We start from the raw sequence: 20,183 nt of genomic DNA on the forward strand, positions 1-20,183 counted from the left end.
GTGATTAGTCCTCCCCCAGGATCTGCGGCACCTTGAAACGCTGCTGCTCCTGGGCCGGGGCGCCGGAGAGCGCCTGCTCGGGGGTGAGCGACGGACGGACCTCGTCCGCGCGCATGACGTTCGTCAGCGGCAGCGGGTGGGAGGTCGGCGGTACGTCTTGGTCGGCGACCTCGGAGACGCGGGCGACCGCGCCGATGATGTCGTCGAGCTGACCGGCGAAGTGATCGAGCTCTTCGCCCTTCAGCTCCAGACGCGCCAGCCGTGCGAGGTGGGCGACCTCCTCGCGCGTGATGCCAGGCATGCGATCCTCACGGGGTGAGTTTGATGGTGTTGGCCCAATCCTATGGGGCCCGCACCTCTACCCGTGAAACGGTTTGCCCCCCGCTGCCGCACCACCCGCCCCCGAGGGCTGCTGCCCGGCTACGGCACGGCTACTGCACGACGTGGCCGGAGGGCTGGTCGACGTCCACGATCGACGCCGCCCGCGCGGCCTCCGCGGCCTCCGCGGCCTCCTCCGAGGGGCGGCGCCAGCCGTGCTCGCCGCGGGCGCGGAGCCAGGCCGTGGTCTCGCCCGGCGGCATCGCCGCGGCGACCAGCCAGCCCTGGACCGCGTCGCAGCCCAGGTCGCGCAGGCGCTCCCAGGTCTCGTCGTCCTCGACGCCCTCGGCGACGACGAGCAGGCCGAGGGAGTGCGCGAGGTCGAGGGTGCAGCGGACGATCTCGGCGTCCTCCGCGTCGACGGCGAGCCGGGCCACGAAGGAGCGGTCGATCTTCAGCTCGCTCACCGGGAGGCGGCGCAGGTGGACCAGGGAGGAGTAGCCGGTCCCGAAGTCGTCCAGGGACATCTTCACGCCGTGGCCGGTCAGCCCGGCCATGGTGTCCGCGGCGCGCTGCGGGTCCTCCAGGAGCACGTGTTCCGTTATCTCCAGTTGCAGCGCTCCGGCCGGGACGCCGTGGCGGGCGAGGCGGGCGGCGACCGCGCCGGCGAAGCCGGGGGTGTGGACGTCGCGGGGCGAGACGTTGACGGCGACAGGAACGTTCAACCCCTGGGCGCGCCACCGGGCGACCTGCGCGAGCGCGGTCTCCAGGACGTACTCGGTGAGGTGGGGCATGAGGCCCGAGGACTCGGCGATCGCGATGAACTCGTCCGGAGGGACCCGGCCGCGCTCCGGGTGCACCCAGCGCACCAGGGCCTCCAGGCCGGCGACCTGCCCGTCGAAGCGGACCTTGGGCTGGTAGTGGAGCTCGACCTCGCCGGCGTCCAGGGCGCGGCGCAGGTCGCCGAGGAGTCCGAGCCGGTCGGGGGTGTTGGAGTCGCGCTTGGACTCGTACACCTCCACGCCCGTACGGTCCCGCTTCGCCTGGTACATGGCGACGTCGGCCCGCCGCAGCAGCCCCTCCGCGTCGAGCGCGTGGTCGGGGAAGACGGCGACGCCGGCGCTCGCCTCCAGGACGAGCGTGAGCCCGTCGAGGTCGAGGGGCGAGGAGAGTTCGGCGACCAGGTGGCGGGCGACCCGCTGGGCGCTCGTCGTGGAGTCGGCAGTAGGGAGCAGCACGGCGAACTCGTCGCCGCCGAGCCGTGCGGCCTCCGCGCCGCGCGGCAGCGCGAGCTTGAGCCGCTCGGCTATCTGGAGCAGCAGCCGGTCTCCGGCGAGGTGCCCCAGGGTGTCGTTGACCGATCGGAAACGGTCGAGGTCGATCAGGACGAGGGCGGAACGGGCGCCCCCTCCCTCGGCCTCCTCCAGAGCCGTCCAGGCCCTCTCCAGGAGCCACTGCCGGTTCGGCAGGCCGGTCAGCGGGTCGCGCAGCTGCTCCTCGGCGCGGGCGCGGGCGATCCAGAGGGTGGAGTCGAGGGCGATGAGCGGGACGGCGAAGAGCGGCAGCAGCACCGGCTGGGAGACGGCGACGACGCAGATCAGCGGGGCGATGCCGAGGAGCGCGACGGCGACGAGCCCCTGCCGGAGCAGGGCGGTGCGGGCGATGGTCGGCAGTCCGCCGCCCCGGGGGGAGAGGACGTACCACAGGAGCAGCCGGGTCACCACGAGATAGGCGACCGCGGCGAGCGCGACCTCCGGTATGTCCGCGATCCCCCAGTCGGGGGGCTGCCAGGGCCTCTCGACGGTCGGTACGTCTCCGAACACGGCGAGGACCAGGGCGGCCGTGCCGATGCCGAGGACGTCCACGGCCCCGTGCAGCAGGCCCTGGCGCCAGCGGTGGCGGCGGGCCGCGCCGACCAGGACGACGACGGCCATCGAGACGAGCCCGGCGGGCACCCAGCCGTACAGGAGCAGGACGGCGAGGGTGAGGGCGGCGCCAGAGCCGGTGCCGCCCCACCAGCGGTCGCGGCCGAGCGCGACCAGGTGGCCGACGATGAGCCCGGTGAGGACGGCGAGGGACCAGCCCGCGGCGCCGCCGGGGAAGAGTCCGTGGCCGGTGCTCAGCGCCCGGAAGAACCCGGTGGCGAGCACGACGGCGGCGATGCCCACCACGGCTCCGGGCAGCCCGGAGCTGATGCCCACGCAGGCCGCGCGGCCACGCGGCCGTGAGACCGGGGCGGCGGCACTCTCGGTCGGTTTCATTCCGTCCCTCTCACAGCCGGCGGTGCCGTTGCAACGCGATGGGCCGTTGTCATGCCGCCACGACCGGCAGAGTCCTCACACCGCCGTGCACGACAGACGCACGGTCTCAACACTAGGCGGCGGAGGGCTCCGACGGGCAGCGCTCTCCATCTCTTGCCCGAATGCGACCCAGCCACCCCTAACGATCTGGTATGCGCCGAACGGGTGATGTTCGCGGGCCGCCGGGAGGCCTCGGAAAGCGCTATCCCTCGGCCGGAACCGCCGCCTCCCGAGCAGCTTCGGCACCCTGTTCGAGCAGCACCGCGAAGCCGTCCTCGTCGAGAACCGGAACCTTCAGCTGCATGGCCTTGTCGTACTTGGAGCCGGGGTTGTCGCCGACGACCACGAAGTCGGTCTTCTTCGAAACGGAACCGGTCACCTTCGCTCCGCGGCTCTGGAGCGACTCTTTTGCGCCATCCCTGGTGAAGTTCTGCAGGGTGCCGGTCACGACGACCGTGAGCCCCTCCAGCGGACGCGGGCCCTGGTCCTCCCCCGCGCCCTCGTCCTCGAGACGGACCCCGGCCTCGCGCCACTTGCGCACGATCTCGCGGTGCCAGTCCTCGGCGAACCAGTCCTTCACCGCGGCCGCGATGATCCCGCCGACCCCGTCGACGGCCGCCAGCTCCTCCTGCGTCGCCTGCTCGATCCGGTCCAGGGAGCGGAACTCGCGGGCCAGCGCCTGCGCGGCCACCGGTCCCACATGGCGGATCGAGAGACCGTTGATGAACCGGGCCAGCGGCCGCTCCTTGGCCGCCGCGATGTTCTCCAGCATCGCCAGCGCGTTCTTCTTCGGCTCGCCCTTCTGGTTGGCGAAGACCGTGACGACCTTCTCCTCGCCGGTCTTCGGGTCCCGCTTGGGCAGCCCGCTGTCCTGGTCGAGGACGTACGCCTTGATGGGCAGCAGCTGCTCGATGGTCAGGTCGAAGAGATCGCCCTCGTCGGCCAGCGGCGGCTCGGCCGGCTCCAGCGGGCGGGTCAGCGCCGCCGCGGCCACCGCGCCGAAGTTCTCGATGTCGAGGCACTCACGGCCGGCCAGATAGAAGAGACGTTCACGCAACTGGGCGGGGCACGTCCGCGCGTTGGGGCAGCGCAGATCGATGTCGCCCTCCTTCATGGCCCGCAGCGGCGTCCCGCACTCGGGGCACTCGGCCGGCATCACGAACTCCCGCTCGGTGCCGTCCCGCAGGTCGGCGACCGGGCCGAGGATCTCCGGGATGACATCGCCGGCCTTGCGCAGCACGACCGTGTCCCCGATCAGGACACCCTTGGTCTTCACCACCTCCTGGTTGTGGAGGGTGGCGAACTCGACCTCGGAGCCCGCGACCGTGACCGGCTCCACCTGCGCGTACGGAGTCACGCGGCCCGTGCGGCCGACACCGACCTTGATGTCGACGAGCTTGGTGTTGACCTCCTCGGGCGCGTACTTCCAGGCGATCGCCCAGCGCGGGGCGCGCGCGGTGGAGCCCAGCCGCCCCTGGAGCGGGATCTCGTCGAGCTTGACGACGACCCCGTCGATCTCGTGCTCCACGGAGTGCCGGTGCTCGCCGAAGTACGCGATGAACTCCCGTACGCCCTCCAGCGAGTCGACCACCTTGTTGTGCCGGGCGGTCGGCAGGCCCCACTCGCGCAGCAGCTCGTAGGCCTCCGAGAGCCGGGAGATGTCGAGGCCGTCGCGGGCGCCGATGCCGTGGACGATCATGTGCAGCGGGCGGGTCGCGGTGACCTTGGGGTCCTTCTGGCGCAGCGAACCGGCCGCCGCGTTACGGGGGTTGGCGAAGGGCTTGTCACCGGCCTCCACCAGACGGGCGTTGAGCCCCTCGAAGGCCTCCATCGGGAAGTAGACCTCGCCGCGGATCTCGACCAGGTCCGGGATCCGCTCGCCCCGGAGCCGCTCCGGGATGTCCGCGATCGTACGGACGTTGGGCGTGATGTCCTCGCCCGTGCGCCCGTCGCCACGGGTCGCCGCCCGGGTCAGCCTGCCGTGCTCGTACGTGAGGTTGACCGCGAGGCCGTCGACCTTGAGCTCGCAGAGGAAGTGGTGGTCGGACGTGCCCACGTCACGGGCGACCCGCTCGGCCCAGGCGGCCAGTTCCAGGTCGTCGAAGGCGTTGTCGAGGGAGAGCATCCGCTCGCGGTGCTCGACGGAGGTGAACTCCGTCTCGTACTGGCCCGCGACCTTCTGGGTCGGCGAGTCGGGCGTCCGCAGCTCGGGGAACTGCTCCTCCAGCTCCTCCAGGGCACGCAGCAGCCGGTCGAACTCGGCGTCGCTGACGACCGGCTGGTCCTTCACGTAGTACCGGAAGCGGTGCTCCTCGACCTGCTCGGCCAGCTCCGCGTGCTGCTCCCGTGCCCCGGCGGGCAGGGCCCCCTGTTCGACTGCCACCGTTACTCGTCCTCCCGTTGCCTCTGACCGAAGTCACTCAGGGTTGTCCGCGAGCGATCTCGCCGCCCGGGCGCAGTGGGCGAGCGCCGTGCGGGCGTAGGCGGGCGACGCGCCCGCGAGCCCGCACGTCGGGGTGACCACGACGGACTCGGCGAGAGTCCCCGGATTCAGCCCCAGCCTGCGCCACAGCGTCCTGACACCCATGACGCTACCGCCCGGGTCCGACAATGCCGCGTCGGTGGAGGGCACCACGCCCACGAAGAGCTTGGTGCCCGCCTCCACGGCCTCGCCGATCGGCTCCTCGTCACGTTCGGTGAGCAGTCCGAAGTCGAACGAGACGCCGGCGACGCCGGCCCGCCGCAGGAGCGCGAACGGTACGTCGGGGGCGCAGGAGTGGACGACGACCGGGCCGTCGTGGACCGCGATCACCTCGCGCAGGGCGCTCTCGACGACCTGCCGGTCGACGGCCCGGTGGGTGCGGTATCCGCTGGCGGTACGGACGTGGCCGCGCAGGACGGCCGTCAGGGAGGGCTCGTCGAGCTGGAGGACGAGCCGGGCGCCGGGGACCCTCCTGCGGAGCCCGGCGAGGTGGTCGCGGAGCCCCTCGGCGAGGGAGCCCACCAGGTCCCGGCAGGCGCCGGGGTCGCCGAGGGCGGCCTCGCCACCGCGCAGCTCCAGGGCCGCGGCGAGCGTCCACGGCCCCACGGCCTGGACCTTGAGCGGCCCCTCGTAGCCCTGGGTGAACTCCTCCAGGGCGTCGAGGTCCTCGCGGAGCCAGGAGCGGGCGCGCCGGGTGTCACGGCCGGGCCGGTCGCTGACCCGCCAGCCGCTCGGCTCCACGTGCGCGTACATCTCGACGAGCAGCCCGATGGTCCGCCCGATCATGTCGGCGCCGGGCCCGCGCGCGGGCAGCTCCGCCAGGAAGGGGAAGTCCTCGAAGGAACCGGCGACGGTCTTCGCGGCCTCCCGGGCGTCTCCGCCGGGCATGGACCCGACACCGGTGGCGGGGCCCCAGGGGAAGTCGTTCATCTCGCTCTTGTCGCTCTTGTCGCTCACTCGGGAAGCGTACGTCCCGTTCGCTCCACGGCCTCGCGGGTGGCGACGGTGACCGGGTGACCAGGGCCGAGGACGCGGGTGCGGGCGTCCAGGACTGCGGTGAGCTCGGCGTGCGCGGCGGCCGGGTCGAGGACGAGGAGCCAGGGACCGGCGAGGGCGGCGAGCCGTTCCCAGAGCAGGTCGGCGGTCTGACCGGTGGCGAGCTCCTCCTCGCCGAGCCCGACGCGGCGGGCGACCGCCCGCAGGCCGCCCGCCAGCCGTGCGCCGTCCTGGGCGGCCACCCACCACACGGGCGCGCCCTCGGCGGCGAAGGAGCCCGCCAGCTCCAGGGCGAGGCTGGTCTTGCCGACGCCCCCGAGCCCGTACAGCACCTGTGTGCCGGTGGCCGCCCGCAGCCGGGCGAGCAGCTCGTCGCGGCCGCGCAGCGGGGTGCCCCGCCGCCGCCAGGGCGGAGCGACGGTCACCTCGTCGGGTGCCGGCGGGGCCTGGTGGACGACGAGGTGCTCGATGTGTCCGGCCTGGACGACGGTCCCCTGCGTACCGCCGGTGATCGAATTGCGCCCCGCCCCCGTCGTCGGCTCAGCGCCCCGGACGGACCGTCAGGTCGTTGATCTCCGCGTCGCGCGGCAGGTCGATGGCGGTGAGGATCGCCGTCGCGACCGACTCGGGGTCGATCCACCTCGACGGGTCGTACTCCTTGCCCTCCTGCGCGTGCACCTTGGCCTGCATCGGGCTGGCGGTCCTGCCCGGGTAGACCGAGGTGACCCGCACGCCGTTGGCGTGCTCCTCGTGGCGCAGGGAGTCGGCGAGCGCCTTCAGCCCGTGCTTGGAGGCGGCGTAGGCGCTCCACTCGGCGTGGGCGTTGAGCCCGGCGCCGGAGTTCACGAAGACGACGTGGCCCTGGGTGACCCGCAGTTGGGGCAGGAAGTGCCGGGTCAGCTCGGCGGGGGAGACGAGGTTGACGTTGAGCTGGTGGTGCCAGGTCTTGGGCGTCAGCTCCCCGACCGGCCCGAGGTCGACGACGCCCGCGATGTGCAGGAGGGTGTCGACCCGCTCGGGCAGACTCTGGTGAGAGAACGCCCAGGAGAGCCGATCGGGGTCGGCGAGGTCCCCGACGAGCGTCCGCGCGCCGGGGAACTCGGCCGCGAGCTCCTTGGCCCGGCCGGCGTCGCGCGCGTGCAGCACGAGCTCGTCCCCGCGCGCGTGAAGGCGCCGCGCGACGGCCGCGCCGATGCCGGAACCGGCTCCGGTGATCACATGAGTAGCCATGGGCCCCATGCTCGCATCACCGGGTGCGCCCGGACTCCTCCAGGTACGCGAGCGCCGTCACGCCGTCCTCCGCGAAGAAGACGAGGTCCGTGAGCGGCAGCGGCAGCGGCAGCGGCAGCGGCAGGAAACCCTCCCGCTCCATGCGGCGGAACTGGGCCTTCAGGCCGTCGTAGAACCCGGCCGTGTTCAGCAGCACCACCGGCTTGGTGTGCTTGCCGTGCTTTCTCAGCTCCAGGACCTCGGTGGCCTCGTCGAGGGTGCCGGTGCCGCCGACCATGACCACGATCGCGTCGGACCGGTCGAGGAGCAGCGCCTTCCCGGGTGTGGCCGGCCTTGGGCTCCACCGTAGGTGGTGCCGTCGACAGCCGAGATTTTCGGGGAAATCCCGCCGGACACCGATGAGTTCCGGGAACGGCTCCGGTCGTAACCGCCATGGACGAGCTGAACAGCACGCTGAGCAGGAGCCGGGGGCGGGTCACGTCCGGGGACGGTACGCGGATCGCGTACGAGCGGTGCGGTGAGGGCGAGCCCGTGATCGTGGTGAGCGGGGCCCTGTGCACCGGGGCGGCCGAGCGGCCGCTGGCCGCGCTCCTCGCGCCGCGGTTCTCGGTCGTCACCTACGACCGGCGGGGTCGCGGCGGGAGCGGCGACACCCGCCCGTACACCGTGGAGCGGGAGATCGACGACCTCGCTGCCCTCATCGACGAGATGGGCGGGCACGTGTCCGTGCACGGCATGTCGTCGGGCGGGGCGCTGGCGCTGGCCGCGACGGAGGCCGGGCTGCCGATCCGGCAGCTGTCGGTCTACGAGCCGCCGTACTCCTCGGAGGCGGGGGCGGGGTCGGGGGCGCCGTCGGGGTCGGGGGCGCGGGATGCCTTCGCCGCCCTGGAGCTGTTCCTCTCCGAGACCGCGGTGCAGGTGCCCCCGCAGCTGGAGGCCGTGGCGCACACGCTCGCGTACGACCACGCCGTCCTGGGCGACGGGACCGTGCCGGCCGCGCGGCTCGGGCGGATCCACGCGCGCGTGCTCGTGGTCGACGGCGGCGCGAGCCCCGCCCGTACGCGCCGCGCGGCCCTGGCGGTCTCCGCGGCGCTCCCCCGTGGCCGGCACCGCACGCTGACCGGTCAGACGCACATGGTGGCGCCGCACGTGCTCGCGCCGGTGCTCGAGGACTTCTACCTGGAGGAGTGAGGCGTACGGGTCAGAGCGTCGCCGCGGCCGCGCTCCGTACCGTCGTCGCGATCGTCGCCGAGCCCACCACGCGCGTGCCGTCGTACAGCACGATCGCCTGGCCGGGGGCCACGCCCCGGACGGGCTCGTCGAAGGAGACCTTCAGCTCGTCGCCCTCCAGGGCTGCCGTCACCTCGGTCTCGCCGCCGTGGGCGCGCAGCTGGGCGGTGTAGCGGCCGGAGCCCTCCGGGGCCGTGCCGCACCAGCGGGGCTTGATCGCGGTCAGGGCGGTGACGTCGAGGGCCTCGACGGGGCCGACCGTGACCGTGTTGTTGACCGGCGAGATGTCCAGGACGTAGCGCGGCTTGCCGTCCGGCGCGGGGTGGCCGATCCGCAGGCCCTTGCGCTGGCCGATGGTGAAGCCGTACGCGCCCTCGTGGGTGCCGACCTTCGTCCCCGACTCGTCGACGATGTCGCCCTCCGCCCGGCCGAGGCGGTTGGCGAGGAAGCCCTGGGTGTCGCCGTCGGCGATGAAGCAGATGTCGTGGCTGTCGGGCTTCTTCGCGACCGCGAGCCCGCGCCGCTCCGCCTCCGCGCGGATCTCGTCCTTGGTGGTGAGGGTGTCGCCCAGCGGGAACATCGCGTGGGCGAGCTGTCGCTCGTCCAGGACACCGAGGACGTACGACTGGTCCTTGGCCATGTCGGACGCCCGGTGCAGCTCGCGCGAGCCGTCCTCGTTCAGGACGACCGTGGCGTAGTGGCCGGTGCAGACCGCGTCGAAGCCGAGCGCGAGCGCCTTGTCGAGCAGCGCCGCGAACTTGATCTTCTCGTTGCAGCGCAGGCACGGGTTGGGCGTGCGGCCCGCCTCGTACTCCGCGACGAAGTCCTCGACGACGTCCTCGCGGAAGCGCTCGGCGAGGTCCCAGACGTAGAAGGGGATGCCGATGACGTCCGCCGCCCGCCGGGCGTCGCGGGAGTCCTCGATCGTGCAGCAGCCGCGCGCGCCGGTACGGAAGGACTGCGGGTTCGCGGAGAGCGCCAGGTGCACCCCGGTGACGTCGTGCCCGGCTTCGGCGGCGCGGGCGGCGGCGACGGCGGAGTCCACACCGCCGGACATGGCGGCGAGGACACGGAGGCGGCGCTGGGGCGGAGTCTTAGTCATAGCCCTACCAGGGTACGGGGCCGCGGGAACCGTGGTCGTGCCCGTGAGCGTTCACGCTCACATGGGGAGTGAGAAGAAGCGGGGGGTGGGCCGTCGTGCGGTGCTGCTCGGCGGTGGGGCGGCCCTCCTTGGCACGGCGGCGCTGGCCAAGGACGAGCTGGCGCGTGCCTGGTGGCGGCTGCCGGGGATGGAGAAGAAGCGGGTCGAGGGCGAGCTCGACCACAAGAGCGCCCAGTGGACGGCGGCGGCCCGGGCGAACTGGCGGCGGGCCGACCGGCCGGACGACTACACGATCGACCGGGTGGTGATCCATGTCGTCCAGGGCAGCTACGCGACCGCGCTGAAGGTCTTCAAGAACCCGGGGCACGGCGCCGCCACGCACTACGTCGTCCGCGAGGACGGCCATGTCGCGCAGATGATCCGCGAGCTCGACGTGGCGTTCCACGCCGGGAACCGGGACATGAACGAGCGGAGCATCGGCATCGAGCACGAGGGCTTCGTCGACCGGCCGCAGGACTTCACGGCGGCGATGTACGCGTCGTCGGCGCGGCTGACCGCCGGGATATGCGCCCGGTACGGCATCCCGGTCGACCGGGAGCACATCATCGGGCACGTGGAGGTGCCCGGGACCGACCACACCGACCCCGGGCCGCACTGGGACTGGGACCGCTACATGAAGCTCGTACGGGAGGCCTCGAAGGCCCTCACGTGAGGCCTGCGCTCACGTGAGGCCGGCGGTCCGGGCCCGCTCGACGGCCGGGCCGATCGCGGCGGCGACCTCGGCGACGTCCTCCTTGGTGGAGGTGTGGCCGAGGGTGAAGCGCAGGGTGCCGCGGGCGAGGTTCGGGTCGGTGCCGGTGGCGAGCAGGACGTGGCTGGGCTGGGCGACGCCGGCCGTGCAGGCGGAGCCGGTGGAGCACTGGATGCCCTGGGCGTCGAGCAGCAGGAGCAGGGAGTCGCCCTCGCAGCCGGGGAAGGTGAAGTGGGCGTTGGCGGGGAGTCGGTCGACGGGGTCGCCGCCGAGGAGCGCGTCGGGGACGGCGGCCCGGACGGCCGCGACCAGCTCGTCGCGCAGGGCGCCGATCTCGCGGGCGAAGTCCTCGCGCCGCTCGGCGGCGAGCTGTCCGGCGACGGCGAACGCGGCGATCGCGGGCACGTCCAGGGTGCCGGAGCGGACATGGCGCTCCTGGCCGCCGCCGTGGAGGACGGGCACGGGGGTGTACTCGCGGCCCAGGAGCAGGGCGCCGATGCCGTAGGGGCCGCCGATCTTGTGGCCGGAGACGGTCATGGCGGCGAGTCCCGAGGCGGCGAAGTCGACCGGAATCTGACCGAAGGCCTGGACGGCGTCGGCGTGCAGGGGGACGTCGAACTGGGCGGCGGCGTCGGCGAGTTCGCGTACCGGCATGATCGTGCCGATCTCGTTGTTCGCCCACATGACGGTGGCGAGCGCGACGGAGTCGGGGTCGCGGACGATGGCTTCGATCAGGTCGTCGGGGTCGACGCGGCCGTACCGGTCGACGGGCAGGTACTCGACGGTGGCGCCCTCGTGCGTGGCGAGCCAGTCCACGGCGTCGAGCACGGCGTGGTGTTCGACGGGGCTGGCGAGGACGCGGGTGCGCCGGGGGTCGGCGTCACGTCGGGCCCAGTACAGGCCCTTGACGGCGAGGTTGTCGGCCTCGGTGCCGCCGGAGGTGAAGACGACCTCGCTGGGCCGGGCGCCCAGGGCGGCGGCGAGGGTCTCGCGCGCCTCCTCGACGGTCCGCCGGGCGCGCCGCCCGGCCGCGTGCAGGGAGGAGGCGTTGCCGGTGACGGCGAGCTGGGCGGTCATCGCCTCGATCGCCTCGGGCAGCATGGGCGTGGTGGCGGCGTGGTCGAGGTAAGCCATGGTGCCTTGATTCTACGAGGCGGGTCCCGCGCCTCGGGCCCCTGGCCGGTTTACGCCACTGGTGGCGGGGCCTGGAGCGGGCGGACCGGTGCGCGCGGCGCGGCTGCCGGGCCCGGTGCACCCGGCCGGCGCGGAAGGGCCGGGGCGCAGGCGCCGGGGATGCGGCGGCTCGTCAGTTCGGCGGCGGGCCGGTGGGGTTCGGGGGCGGCATGACCTTGCGGAGGGCGGATCCGAGGGCCCGGTCGAGGCGGCGCTCGGCGTGCGCGGGTACGCCGGATGCCGAGAGCGCCTCGACGTCCCGGTGGATGGTGTGTGCGGGGACTTCGAGGCGCTCGCGCGTTCGGAGGAGCAGCGGGATCGTGAGGAGCCGGCCGGACGTCACCGGCCGGAGGTCGCTAGCCGCGGGGGGCGCGGGCCAGCTGGCGGGACTGGGCGACGAGGCGGTCCGCGCTGTCCCAGACCTCGGCGTCCTCCTCCAGGAAGCCGCCGGCGAGGTTGCGGGTGGTGATGGAGACCCGCAGCGGGCCGGGCGCCGGGCGGCAGCGGATGTGGGTGGTGAGCTCGACGGTCGGGGTCCAGCCCTTGAGGCCGAGCTCGAAGGAGGTCGGCGGGAGGGCGTCGACGGTCAGGAGCAGCGAGAGCGCGTCGGGCTCGCGGCCGTCGGCGAGGCCGAACCAGGCGCGCATCTCGCCCTTGCCGGAGGGCGCGCCGATCGCCCAGCCGACGGTGGCCGGGTCGAGCTTGAGGTCGAGCCGCTCGGTGATGGCGGAGGAGCCGGGGATCGGGGGGCGAGGGCCGTCCGAGGCGCCGAAGCAGTGCTCGATGGGCGCGAACGCCGGGGGCGCCGCGGTGGTGCGCACGTCGTCGGGGAGCTCGTCGAGGTCGCCGTACGAGGCGAGGACGCGGATGCGCTCGACCTCGGTGCCGTCCTCGGCGTACTGGAAGAGGGACGCCTGGCCGGTGGAGAGGGTGCGGCCGGTGCGGACGGTCTCGGTCCGGATGACGGCGGGGCCGGGCACGGACGGCGTCAGGTAGTGCGCCGAGATCGTGAACGGGTCAGGGTGCGGCAGGTGGTCGCCGAGAGCACGGCCGAGGAGGGCGAGGAGATAGCCGCCGTTGACGGCGCTGATGATCGTCCAGCCGGCGGAGAGGTGGGCGTCGTAGACGCCGGGGGCGCGGAGGGTGACGGCGGTGTCGCGGTCGAACTCGCTCGTCTCCGCAGTCGTCTCCGCGGTCGTCGCCGCGGTCGTCTCGGTGCTCGTGCTCATGAGAACGACGGTACAGCAGGCAAATACTAAGCGGTAGCTTTTTCGGGCTCCTCCTGCGCGGAGGAACGCCGGTTCCAGGCGCGCGGCGCGCGCCAGTGGTAGCGCATCGCGAGCAGGCGCAGGGCGAAGGCCGTGACGACGGCGGCGCCGCTGGTGTACGCGTTGAGGACGTCGAAGCGGATGAAGAGGACGACCATGGTGGCGCCGACGATGGCGGGCACGGCGTAGAGGTCCCGGTCCCAGCGGAGGAGGGAGGGCACCTCGTTGGCGAGGACGTCACGCAGGACACCGCCACCGACGGCGGTCGCGAGACCGAGCACGGCGGAGAAGGTGAGGCCGAGGCCGTACTCGTACGCCTTCGTGGTGCCGGTGACGCAGAAGAGACCGAGGCCGGCGGCGTCGAAGACGTTGACGGCGGTCTGGGTGCGCTCGACCTCGGGGTGGAGGAAGAAGACGAGGGCGGTGGCGACGAGCGGCATGAGGAAGTAGCCGAGATCGGTGAAGGCGGCCGGGGGGACGGCGCCGATGATCAGGTCGCGGAAGAGCCCGCCGCCGAGGGCGGTGACCTCGGCGAGGACGGCGATGCCGAAGACGTCGAAGTTCTTGCGGACGGCGAGCAGGGCGCCGGAGATGGCGAAGACGAAGATCCCGACGAGGTCGAGGGTGTGTTGAACGGAGGGGGTGAACAAATCATTGAGCACCGCCCAATTGTGCCGGTTCCTCGCGGGGCGGTCGGCCAGGCATGGGGGCTCCCCCGGGGACGCGGGCACACACGGCGAGGCCCCCGCAGCCAGGGGGGCTGCGGGGGCCTCGGTGAAGCTACGCCTTCGACGCGTCGTCGGTGGTGTCCGGCTCCTTCGCCGGGGCCTCCGCCTCCTCCGCGGGGGCCGGGGCCTCCGCGGTCTCGGCGGGCTCGGGCGCCTCGGCGGCCTCGGGCTTCGCGGGCGCCTCGGGCTTCGCGACCTCCACCGATTCCCGTGCCGACGGGATCGTCAGACCCTCCGCGCTCTCCGGGTGGTGGCAGGCGACGCGCTGGCCCGGGCGGAGCTCCAGGAGCGGGGGCTCCTGGGTCTTGCACAGGTCCGTCGCCTTCCAGCAGCGGGTGTGGAAGCGGCAGCCCGACGGCGGGGAGATCGGGGACGGGACGTCTCCCGTCAGCAGGATCCGCTCGCTCTTCGCGCCCCGGCGGCGCGGGTCCGGGATCGGGACCGCGGACATCAGGGCCTTGGTGTACGGGTGCATCGGCGACTCGTACAGGGACTTGCGGTCCGCGAGCTCGACGATCTTGCCGAGGTACATCACCGCGATCCGGTCCGAGACGTGCCGGATGACCGACAGGTCGTGGGCGATGATCACGTACGTGAGCCCCAGCTCCTCCTGGAGGTCGTCCAGGAGGTTCACCACCTGCGCCTGGATGGAGACGTCCAGCGCCGAGACGGGCTCGTCGGCCACGACCAGCTTCGGCTTCAGGGCGAGCGCCCGCGCGATGCCGATGCGCTGGCGCTGACCGCCCGAGAACTCGTGCGGGTAGCGGTTGTAGTGCTCCGGGTTCAGGCCGACCAGGCCGAGGAGGCGCTGGACCTCCTGCTTGACGCCGCCCTCGGGCTCCACGCCCTGGAGCTTGAAGGGGGCCGAGACGATCGCACCGACCGTGTGGCGCGGGTTCAGCGAGCCGTACGGGTCCTGGAAGATCATCTGGATGTCCCGGCGCAGCGGGCGCATCTGGCTCACGCCCAGGTGCGAGACGTCCGTGCCCTGGAACTCGACCGTGCCGGCCGTCGGTTCGAGCAGCCGGGTGATGAGCCGGCCCATCGTCGACTTGCCGCAGCCGGACTCGCCGACCACGCCGAGGGTCTCGCCCGGCAGCACCTCGAAGTCGATGCCGTCGACCGCCTTGACCGCACCGACCTGACGCTGAAGCAGCCCCTTCTTGATCGGGAAGTGCTTCTTCAGGCCGGTCACCTTGAGCAGGGGCTCAGTGCTCTTGTTGTCGCTCACAGCTTCGGCGCAATCTCTTCGGTCCAGATCCGGGTCCGCTCCTCCTGCGACATGTGGCAGGCGGAGTAGTGGCGGCTGCCCGTCTCGGTCAGCTCGGGGCGCCGCGTCCGCGTGATGCCGTCCTTGGGCACGTCCGCGTACGGGCAGCGCGGGTTGAAGGCGCAGCCGCTCGGGACGTTGATCAGGCTGGGCGGGTTGCCCTTCACCGGGATGAGCCGGTCGGTCTGCTCCCGGTCGATCCGCGGCATCGAGCCCAGCAGGCCCCAGGTGTAGGGGTGCTGCGGCTCGTAGAAGACCGATTCGGCCGGTCCGCGCTCCACGCACCGCCCGCCGTACATCACGAGGATGTCGTCGGCGAGCTCGGCGACGACGCCGAGGTCGTGCGTGATGACGATGACCGCGGAGCCGAACTCCTTCTGCAGGTCCCGGATCAGGTCGAGGATCTGCGCCTGCACGGTCACGTCGAGCGCGGTGGTCGGCTCGTCCGCGATGAGCAGTTCGGGGTTGTTGACCAGCGCCATCGCGATCATCGCGCGCTGGCGCATGCCGCCGGAGAACTCGTGCGGGTAGTTCTCGAACCGCTTGGCCGGCTCGGGGATGCCCACCCGGTCGAGGAGTTCGACGGCCCGCTTGCGCGCGGTCTTCTTGTCGACCGGGTGGTGGACGCGGTACGCCTCCACGATCTGGGCGCCGACCGTGTAGTACGGGTGCATCGCGGACAGCGGATCCTGGAAGATCATCGCCATGTCCCGGCCGCGGAGCTTGCGTACGGACTCGGGGTCCGCCGACAGCAGCTCCTGGCCGTTGAGCCAGATCTCGCCGGAGATCCGGGCCTTCTGCCGGCCGTACTGGCCGACGGTGTGCAGGCCCATGATGCCGAGCGAGGTCACCGACTTGCCGGAGCCGGACTCGCCCACGATGCCGAGGGTCTTGCCCTTCTCCAGCTGGAAGGTGAGGCCGTCGACGGACTTGACGAGTCCGTCGTCGGTCGGGAAGTGGATCTTCAGGTCGCGCACGTCGAGGAACGCGTCGGAGGGCGCGGACTTCCCGGACGTGACCGGCTCTCCCAGGGCCGCACCCGTCTTGGTCAGCTTGTCCGTCATGCGAGCCTCACTCGGGGGTCGATCACCGCGTACAGAAGGTCCACCACGAGGTTGGCGATGACCACGCAGGCCGCGGTGATGAGCGTGACGGCCAGGATCAGCGGCAGGTCGCGCTCGCTGACTCCCTTGATGGCCATCCAGCCAAGACCCTGCAGGTTGAACGTGGTCTCCGTCAGGATCGCGCCGCCGACGAGGGCGCCGAGGTCCATGCCGAAGATGGTCAGGATGGGGGTCATGGTGGAGCGCATGGCGTGCTTGCCGAGCACGACCGGCTCGGGCAGACCCTTGGCCCGGGCGGTACGGATGTAGTCCTCGTTGAGGACCTCCAGCATGGTCGCGCGGGTGAGCCGCGCGTACATCGCCGCGTACAGGAAGGCGAGGGTCACCCAGGGCAGCAGCAGACCGCCGAACCAGGCGCCGAAGGACTCGCCGATCGGCGTGTACGAGGCGTTGAGCCAGCCCAGCTGCGTGCGGAAGATGAGCATCGACAGCATGCCGGTGAAGAAGATGGGGAGCGAGACACCCGCGAGCGCGGTGATCATCGCGGCGCGGTCGACGGCCGTGCCCCGCTTGAGCGCGGAGACCACACCCGCGGAGACACCCATGAGCAGCCACAGCACGGCGGCGCCGATGACCATGGAGAGGGTGACCGGGAACGCCTCGGCCAGCATTGTCGAGACGTCCTGCTCGGTGCGGAACGAGTATCCGAAGCAGGGCGCCGCGCAGTGGATGGTGGAGCCGCCGCCCGTGTAGTCACGGCCGACGAAGATTCCGGAGACGAACTGCCAGAACTGCACCAGGATCGGCTCGTCCAGGCCCAGCTTCTGCCGGATGGCCTCGATGGAAGCCGGATCCGCCTGCTTGCCGACGAACATCGCGGCAGGGTCGCTGCCGGTCATCTTGGGGATGAGGAAGAAGATGCTGAGCGTCACCAGGGTGACGACGAGCAGCATCACGACGACGGCGAAGAGCCGTCGGACTATATATGCAAGCATGCGGTCGGCCGGTCGGCGGCCGGGGAACCCGATCGGGTTCCCCGGCCGCCGCGCACGGCCATCACCTGCCCTTCGGACCTAGCGGCGGGTGCGCCGTTGGAGCGAGTTGGTTTCGGACTCGGCTTACTTGACGACGCCGAGCGACGCGTAGTCGTAGCGGCCGTTGTAGGCGTCGGCCGTGTAGACGTTGGTCAGTCGCGAGGAGCGCCAGATGATGTTCTTCTCGTGGGTGAAGGGCAGGTAGACCGCGGCCTCGGAGACCTTCGTGTTGATCTGCTTGTAGAGCTCGCCGGCCTTCTCCGGGTCGGTCTCCTTCAGCGCGTCGTCGAAGAGCTTGTTGACCGCCGGGTCGTTCAGCTCCGAGAAGTTGTTGTTACCGCTCTGGAGGATGAAGCGACCGTCGACCAGCGGCTGCAGGAAGCCCTGACCGGTCGGGAAGTCGGCACCCCAGCCCATGATGATGATGCCGTAGCCCTTCTCCTTGACCACCTTCGGCGAACCGATGATGCCGGAGGTCTGGGCGCCGTCGAACTGGTCGATCTGGGCGTCGATGCCGACGGCCTTCAGCGACTGCTGCAGGGACTCGGCGGTCGCGATCTCGATCTTCTTGTTGTTGCGGACCGCGATCGTGGTCTTGAAGCCGTTCGGCTTACCGCACTTCGCCAGCGCCTCCTTGGCCTTGGCGATGTCCGGCTTGCCGCCGAGCTTGCCGTACAGGTCGGCCTTCGGGTCGGCACCCTTGATCGCCGGCGGCAGCATGTTGGCGGCGATGTCGCCACCGGCCTGCGGGCCACCACGGGCGGTCTGGAGGGACTTGGAGTCGGCCGCGTAGATGATCGCCTTGCGGCACTCGACGTTGTCGATGACCGTCTGCGGGAAGACCGCGTAGCGGATGAAGCCGGTCTGCGGGTTGTCCGCGTTCTCCTTGTGCTGCTGGAGCACCTTCTGGCGGGCCGAGGCGCCGATGCCCGTCGCGTTGATGTCGAGGTCGTACTCGCCCTCGATCAGACGGTTGTCCATGTCATCGGCGTTGGTGGTGAACTTGACGCTGATCTTGTCCGGCAGTGCCTTGCGGATGGTGTCCGTCTTGGCGTCCCACTTGTCGTTGCGGACGAGCAGCATCGACTTGTTGGGGGTGTACTCCTGCCACTTGTACGGGCCGGAGGAGAAGGGCTTCAGGCCGTACTGGGCCTTGGTGTCCTTGTCCTGGCGGACCGGGGAGGCGGCGGGCATGGCCAGCATCTGCAGGAAGTCACCGTTGGCGACCGGCAGCTTGAAGATGATGGTCTTGTCGTCCGGGGTCTCGATCGCCTTCAGGCCGAGCTTGTCCGCGGAGGTGTCCTTGTAGGGACCCTTGTACTCGCCCTTGGGGTCGAGGACCTGCTGGAGGTAGATCGGGCCGCCGGAGATGACGTCCTGCGCCCAGATGCGCTCGATGCCGTACTTGATGTCCTTGGAGGTGATCGGCTTGCCGTCCTCCCAGGTCACCCCGTCCTTCAGCGTGAAGGTGTAGGACAGACCGTCGGGCGAGACCTTGCCGGTGTCGGTGGCGAGGTCGGCGACCAGCTCGGTGGAGGCGGCACCCGGCTCGGCCTTGAAGGAGACCAGCTGACGCGTGTAGAAGCGGGCGAAGTCCCACACGAAGCCGTAGTAGCCGCGCTGCGGGTCCCACGAGTCGGCCTCCTGCGAGCCGATGAACTTCAGCTCGCCGCCCTTCTTGTCCGAGGGGTTGGCGACCTTGTTCACGGCGGCGTTGAAGCCGGCCGCGCCGGTCTTGCCCTTGCCGCCACCGTCGCCGTTTCCGCCACCGCAGGCGGTGGTGACGACCATCGTGGCCGCGGCGAGCAGCGCGCCCGCGGCGATTCTGCGCCGCGATGAGCTGTTCAGAGTCATGGTCTCGCAACCTCCGGAATAGTGGCGGCCGTTACGGCGGTCCGCCGTTGGGGATGTGCCTCCTGTCGACAGCGGCAGGGGCGGTCTGGGGCTGGTCTTGCGGGGTGCCGTCGTACGGTCAGCGGGAGCTCTTCGGGTCGAGCGCGTCACGCACGCCGTCGCCGAAGAGGTTGAACGCCAGCACGGTGATGAAGATGGCGAGGCCGGGAATCACCATGAACAGCGGGTCCGCCTCATAGGTGGAGATGGCCGTCGACAGCATCTGCCCCCAGGAAGCGGTGGGAGGCTTCACACCCGCGCCGAGGAAGCTGAGCGCCGCTTCGGTGAGGATGTTGGTGGGGATCATGAGGGTCGCGTAGACCGTGATCGGGGCGACCAGGTTGGGCAGCAGCTCCTTGCGGAGGATGTAGAGGCGGCCCGCTCCCAGGCTCTGTGCGGCCTCGACGTACTCGCGGTTGCGCAGCGAGAGGGTCTGGCCGCGGACGATGCGGCCCACGTACGGCCAACCGAAGAAGCCGATCACGAGGATCAGGGCGGCGATACGGACGCCCGACCCGTCGAGACCGAGGAGTTCGTTCGGCAGCACGGAGACCAGCGCGATGGTGAAGAGCAGCTGCGGGAAGGCGAGCATGACGTCCATGACCCGGCTGAGCGCCGCGTCGATCCAGCCGCCGAAGAAGCCGGCGATGATGCCGAGGACCGTGCCGAGGAGCACCGCGAAGGCCGCCGCGAGGACGGCGACGAGCAGCGAGATCTGGGCGCCGTAGACGATGCGGCTGAAGACGTCGCGGCCGTTGACCGGCTCGACTCCGAAGAGGAACTCGGAACTGACGCCGCCCCAGGACCCGATCGGCGTGCCGAAGAGCGGGTCGATCTGGTCCTCGTGGAACTCGTCCGGCGGGTGGCCGAGCAGTCCCACGATCAGCGGCGCGAAGATCGCGACCAGGGTCAGGAAGACCACGATGCATCCGCCCGCGAGGGCGAGCTTGTCGCGCTTGAGCCTCGTCCAGGCGATCTGCCAGGGAGAACGTCCCTCGATCATCTTCGCGGGGCCTTCGGGCACGGCGTCGACGGCGGCGGTCGACTCGGCCGCACTCGTCTCGTGCAGTGGTGCCGTCATCGTGGTGAGGACCCCTCTCGGCCGCCGGTAGCCGGCCCTTGCCCGCCGCGGGTAGCGGCTTGGTGGAACAACTGCTGGGCTTTGGCCATGAAGCCGAACGCCCGGTGTTCCGGGGAGTCTTCAATGGGTTCGCGATCACCCGCCAGACCTGGCGGTGAATGTTTGCTCAACCGTGATGCGGTGCGTTGTCTTCCGTTATCCGGACGCCGTGATCGCGTCAGCGGACCATCTCGCCCGCTATTCGGCCAGAACGGACATGCGTC

General features: G+C 71.4%; 17 protein-coding genes and 2 pseudogenes. 2 read left to right on the forward strand and 17 right to left on the reverse strand.

The genetic code is table 11. The features are described 5' to 3' along the window. Positions 1–4 precede the first annotated feature (4 nt). From gatC to FDM97_RS27570, 7 genes and pseudogenes are all read right to left on the reverse strand, one after another. Positions 5–301 (reverse strand): Asp-tRNA(Asn)/Glu-tRNA(Gln) amidotransferase subunit GatC, encoded by a 297-nt coding sequence (gene gatC, locus FDM97_RS27540; protein WP_015036350.1) that lies wholly within the window; start codon positions 299–301, stop codon positions 5–7. A 130-nt stretch (positions 302–431) separates the two neighbouring features. Next, the gene (locus FDM97_RS27545) at positions 432–2,579 is read right to left on the reverse strand and encodes a putative bifunctional diguanylate cyclase/phosphodiesterase (RefSeq protein WP_137993210.1); all 2,148 of its coding nucleotides are present in this window, start codon (positions 2,577–2,579) and stop codon (positions 432–434) included. Positions 2,580–2,820: 241 nt separating this feature from the next. Next, entirely contained in the window at positions 2,821–5,001 is a 2,181-nt protein-coding gene (ligA, locus tag FDM97_RS27550; protein WP_137993211.1) for an NAD-dependent DNA ligase LigA, read from the reverse strand. A 33-nt stretch (positions 5,002–5,034) separates the two neighbouring features. After that, entirely contained in the window at positions 5,035–6,030 is a 996-nt protein-coding gene (locus FDM97_RS27555) for a methionine synthase (protein WP_137995061.1), read from the reverse strand. Between the two features lie 23 nt (positions 6,031–6,053). Further along, on the reverse strand, positions 6,054–6,521 hold the full coding sequence (locus tag FDM97_RS27560) for an AAA family ATPase (protein WP_175439252.1): 468 nt from the start codon (positions 6,519–6,521) through the stop codon (positions 6,054–6,056). A gap of 115 nt (positions 6,522–6,636) precedes the next feature. Beyond that, on the reverse strand, positions 6,637–7,335 hold the full coding sequence (locus tag FDM97_RS27565) for an SDR family oxidoreductase (RefSeq protein WP_137993213.1): 699 nt from the start codon (positions 7,333–7,335) through the stop codon (positions 6,637–6,639). Between the two features lie 7 nt (positions 7,336–7,342). Beyond that, positions 7,343–7,642 (reverse strand): annotated as a pseudogene (locus FDM97_RS27570) (LOG family protein); the annotation flags it as partial. A 116-nt stretch (positions 7,643–7,758) separates the two neighbouring features. Here FDM97_RS27570 and FDM97_RS27575 point away from each other — a divergent pair. After that, complete coding sequence (locus FDM97_RS27575) at positions 7,759–8,517, forward strand: alpha/beta fold hydrolase (RefSeq protein ID WP_137993215.1); 759 nt, start codon at positions 7,759–7,761, stop codon at positions 8,515–8,517. A gap of 10 nt (positions 8,518–8,527) precedes the next feature. Here the strand turns inward: FDM97_RS27575 and mnmA are convergent, their stop codons facing one another. Continuing rightward, on the reverse strand, positions 8,528–9,658 hold the full coding sequence (gene mnmA, locus FDM97_RS27580; RefSeq protein ID WP_137993216.1) for a tRNA 2-thiouridine(34) synthase MnmA: 1,131 nt from the start codon (positions 9,656–9,658) through the stop codon (positions 8,528–8,530). A 61-nt stretch (positions 9,659–9,719) separates the two neighbouring features. On the opposite strand from mnmA, the gene FDM97_RS27585 reads away from it, so the two are divergent. Beyond that, a complete protein-coding gene (locus tag FDM97_RS27585) occupies positions 9,720–10,370 on the forward strand; it encodes an N-acetylmuramoyl-L-alanine amidase (RefSeq protein WP_137993217.1) in 651 nt (216 codons plus the stop codon). Positions 10,371–10,379: 9 nt separating this feature from the next. Here the strand turns inward: FDM97_RS27585 and FDM97_RS27590 are convergent, their stop codons facing one another. From FDM97_RS27590 to FDM97_RS27630, 9 genes and pseudogenes are all read right to left on the reverse strand, one after another. Continuing rightward, positions 10,380–11,543 (reverse strand): cysteine desulfurase family protein, encoded by a 1,164-nt coding sequence (locus FDM97_RS27590; protein WP_137993218.1) that lies wholly within the window; start codon positions 11,541–11,543, stop codon positions 10,380–10,382. A gap of 158 nt (positions 11,544–11,701) precedes the next feature. Continuing rightward, positions 11,702–11,925: pseudogene (locus tag FDM97_RS27595) on the reverse strand (DNA-binding transcriptional regulator); the annotation flags it as partial. A 13-nt stretch (positions 11,926–11,938) separates the two neighbouring features. Beyond that, a complete protein-coding gene (locus FDM97_RS27600; RefSeq protein ID WP_137993219.1) occupies positions 11,939–12,811 on the reverse strand; it encodes a thioesterase family protein in 873 nt (290 codons plus the stop codon). Positions 12,812–12,837: 26 nt separating this feature from the next. Next, on the reverse strand, positions 12,838–13,512 hold the full coding sequence (locus FDM97_RS27605; protein WP_137993220.1) for a trimeric intracellular cation channel family protein: 675 nt from the start codon (positions 13,510–13,512) through the stop codon (positions 12,838–12,840). A gap of 118 nt (positions 13,513–13,630) precedes the next feature. Further along, positions 13,631–14,809 carry an ABC transporter ATP-binding protein gene (locus FDM97_RS27610; protein WP_137993221.1) on the reverse strand — a complete coding sequence of 393 codons (1,179 nt, stop codon included), beginning with the start codon at positions 14,807–14,809 and terminating at the stop codon, positions 13,631–13,633. Beyond that, the gene (locus FDM97_RS27615; protein ID WP_137993222.1) at positions 14,806–15,912 is read right to left on the reverse strand and encodes an ABC transporter ATP-binding protein; all 1,107 of its coding nucleotides are present in this window, start codon (positions 15,910–15,912) and stop codon (positions 14,806–14,808) included. Before FDM97_RS27615 ends, FDM97_RS27610 begins: the two co-directional genes overlap by 4 nt. Then, positions 15,909–16,907: an ABC transporter permease gene (locus FDM97_RS27620; RefSeq protein ID WP_137993223.1), complete on the reverse strand. Its 999-nt coding sequence runs from the start codon at positions 16,905–16,907 to the stop codon at positions 15,909–15,911. The genes FDM97_RS27615 and FDM97_RS27620 overlap by 4 nt, the downstream gene beginning before the upstream one ends. 123 nt (positions 16,908–17,030) lie before the next feature. Further along, entirely contained in the window at positions 17,031–18,800 is a 1,770-nt protein-coding gene (locus tag FDM97_RS27625; RefSeq protein WP_175439253.1) for an ABC transporter substrate-binding protein, read from the reverse strand. 118 nt (positions 18,801–18,918) lie between these two features. Further along, positions 18,919–19,920 carry an ABC transporter permease gene (locus tag FDM97_RS27630; RefSeq protein ID WP_137993224.1) on the reverse strand — a complete coding sequence of 334 codons (1,002 nt, stop codon included), beginning with the start codon at positions 19,918–19,920 and terminating at the stop codon, positions 18,919–18,921. Positions 19,921–20,183 lie beyond the last annotated feature (263 nt).

The sequence above is a fragment of the Streptomyces vilmorinianum genome (assembly GCF_005517195.1).
Classification (GTDB): Bacteria; Actinomycetota; Actinomycetes; order Streptomycetales; family Streptomycetaceae; genus Streptomyces; species Streptomyces vilmorinianum.

Coding starts and splice junctions, on each gene's coding strand:
- gatC (WP_015036350.1), bottom strand. CDS start 301: ATGCCTGGCATCACGCGCGAGGAGGTCGCCCACCTCGCACGGCTGGCG.
- FDM97_RS27545 (WP_137993210.1), bottom strand. CDS start 2,579: ATGAAACCGACCGAGAGTGCCGCCGCCCCGGTCTCACGGCCGCGTGGC.
- FDM97_RS27555 (WP_137995061.1), bottom strand. CDS start 6,030: ATGAACGACTTCCCCTGGGGCCCCGCCACCGGTGTCGGGTCCATGCCC.
- FDM97_RS27565 (WP_137993213.1), bottom strand. CDS start 7,335: ATGGGGCCCATGGCTACTCATGTGATCACCGGAGCCGGTTCCGGCATC.
- FDM97_RS27575 (WP_137993215.1), top strand. CDS start 7,759: ATGGACGAGCTGAACAGCACGCTGAGCAGGAGCCGGGGGCGGGTCACG.
- mnmA (WP_137993216.1), bottom strand. CDS start 9,658: ATGACTAAGACTCCGCCCCAGCGCCGCCTCCGTGTCCTCGCCGCCATG.
- FDM97_RS27585 (WP_137993217.1), top strand. CDS start 9,720: ATGGGGAGTGAGAAGAAGCGGGGGGTGGGCCGTCGTGCGGTGCTGCTC.
- FDM97_RS27590 (WP_137993218.1), bottom strand. CDS start 11,543: ATGGCTTACCTCGACCACGCCGCCACCACGCCCATGCTGCCCGAGGCG.
- FDM97_RS27600 (WP_137993219.1), bottom strand. CDS start 12,811: ATGAGCACGAGCACCGAGACGACCGCGGCGACGACCGCGGAGACGACT.
- FDM97_RS27615 (WP_137993222.1), bottom strand. CDS start 15,912: ATGACGGACAAGCTGACCAAGACGGGTGCGGCCCTGGGAGAGCCGGTC.
- FDM97_RS27620 (WP_137993223.1), bottom strand. CDS start 16,907: ATGCTTGCATATATAGTCCGACGGCTCTTCGCCGTCGTCGTGATGCTG.
- FDM97_RS27625 (WP_175439253.1), bottom strand. CDS start 18,800: ATGACTCTGAACAGCTCATCGCGGCGCAGAATCGCCGCGGGCGCGCTG.
- FDM97_RS27630 (WP_137993224.1), bottom strand. CDS start 19,920: ATGACGGCACCACTGCACGAGACGAGTGCGGCCGAGTCGACCGCCGCC.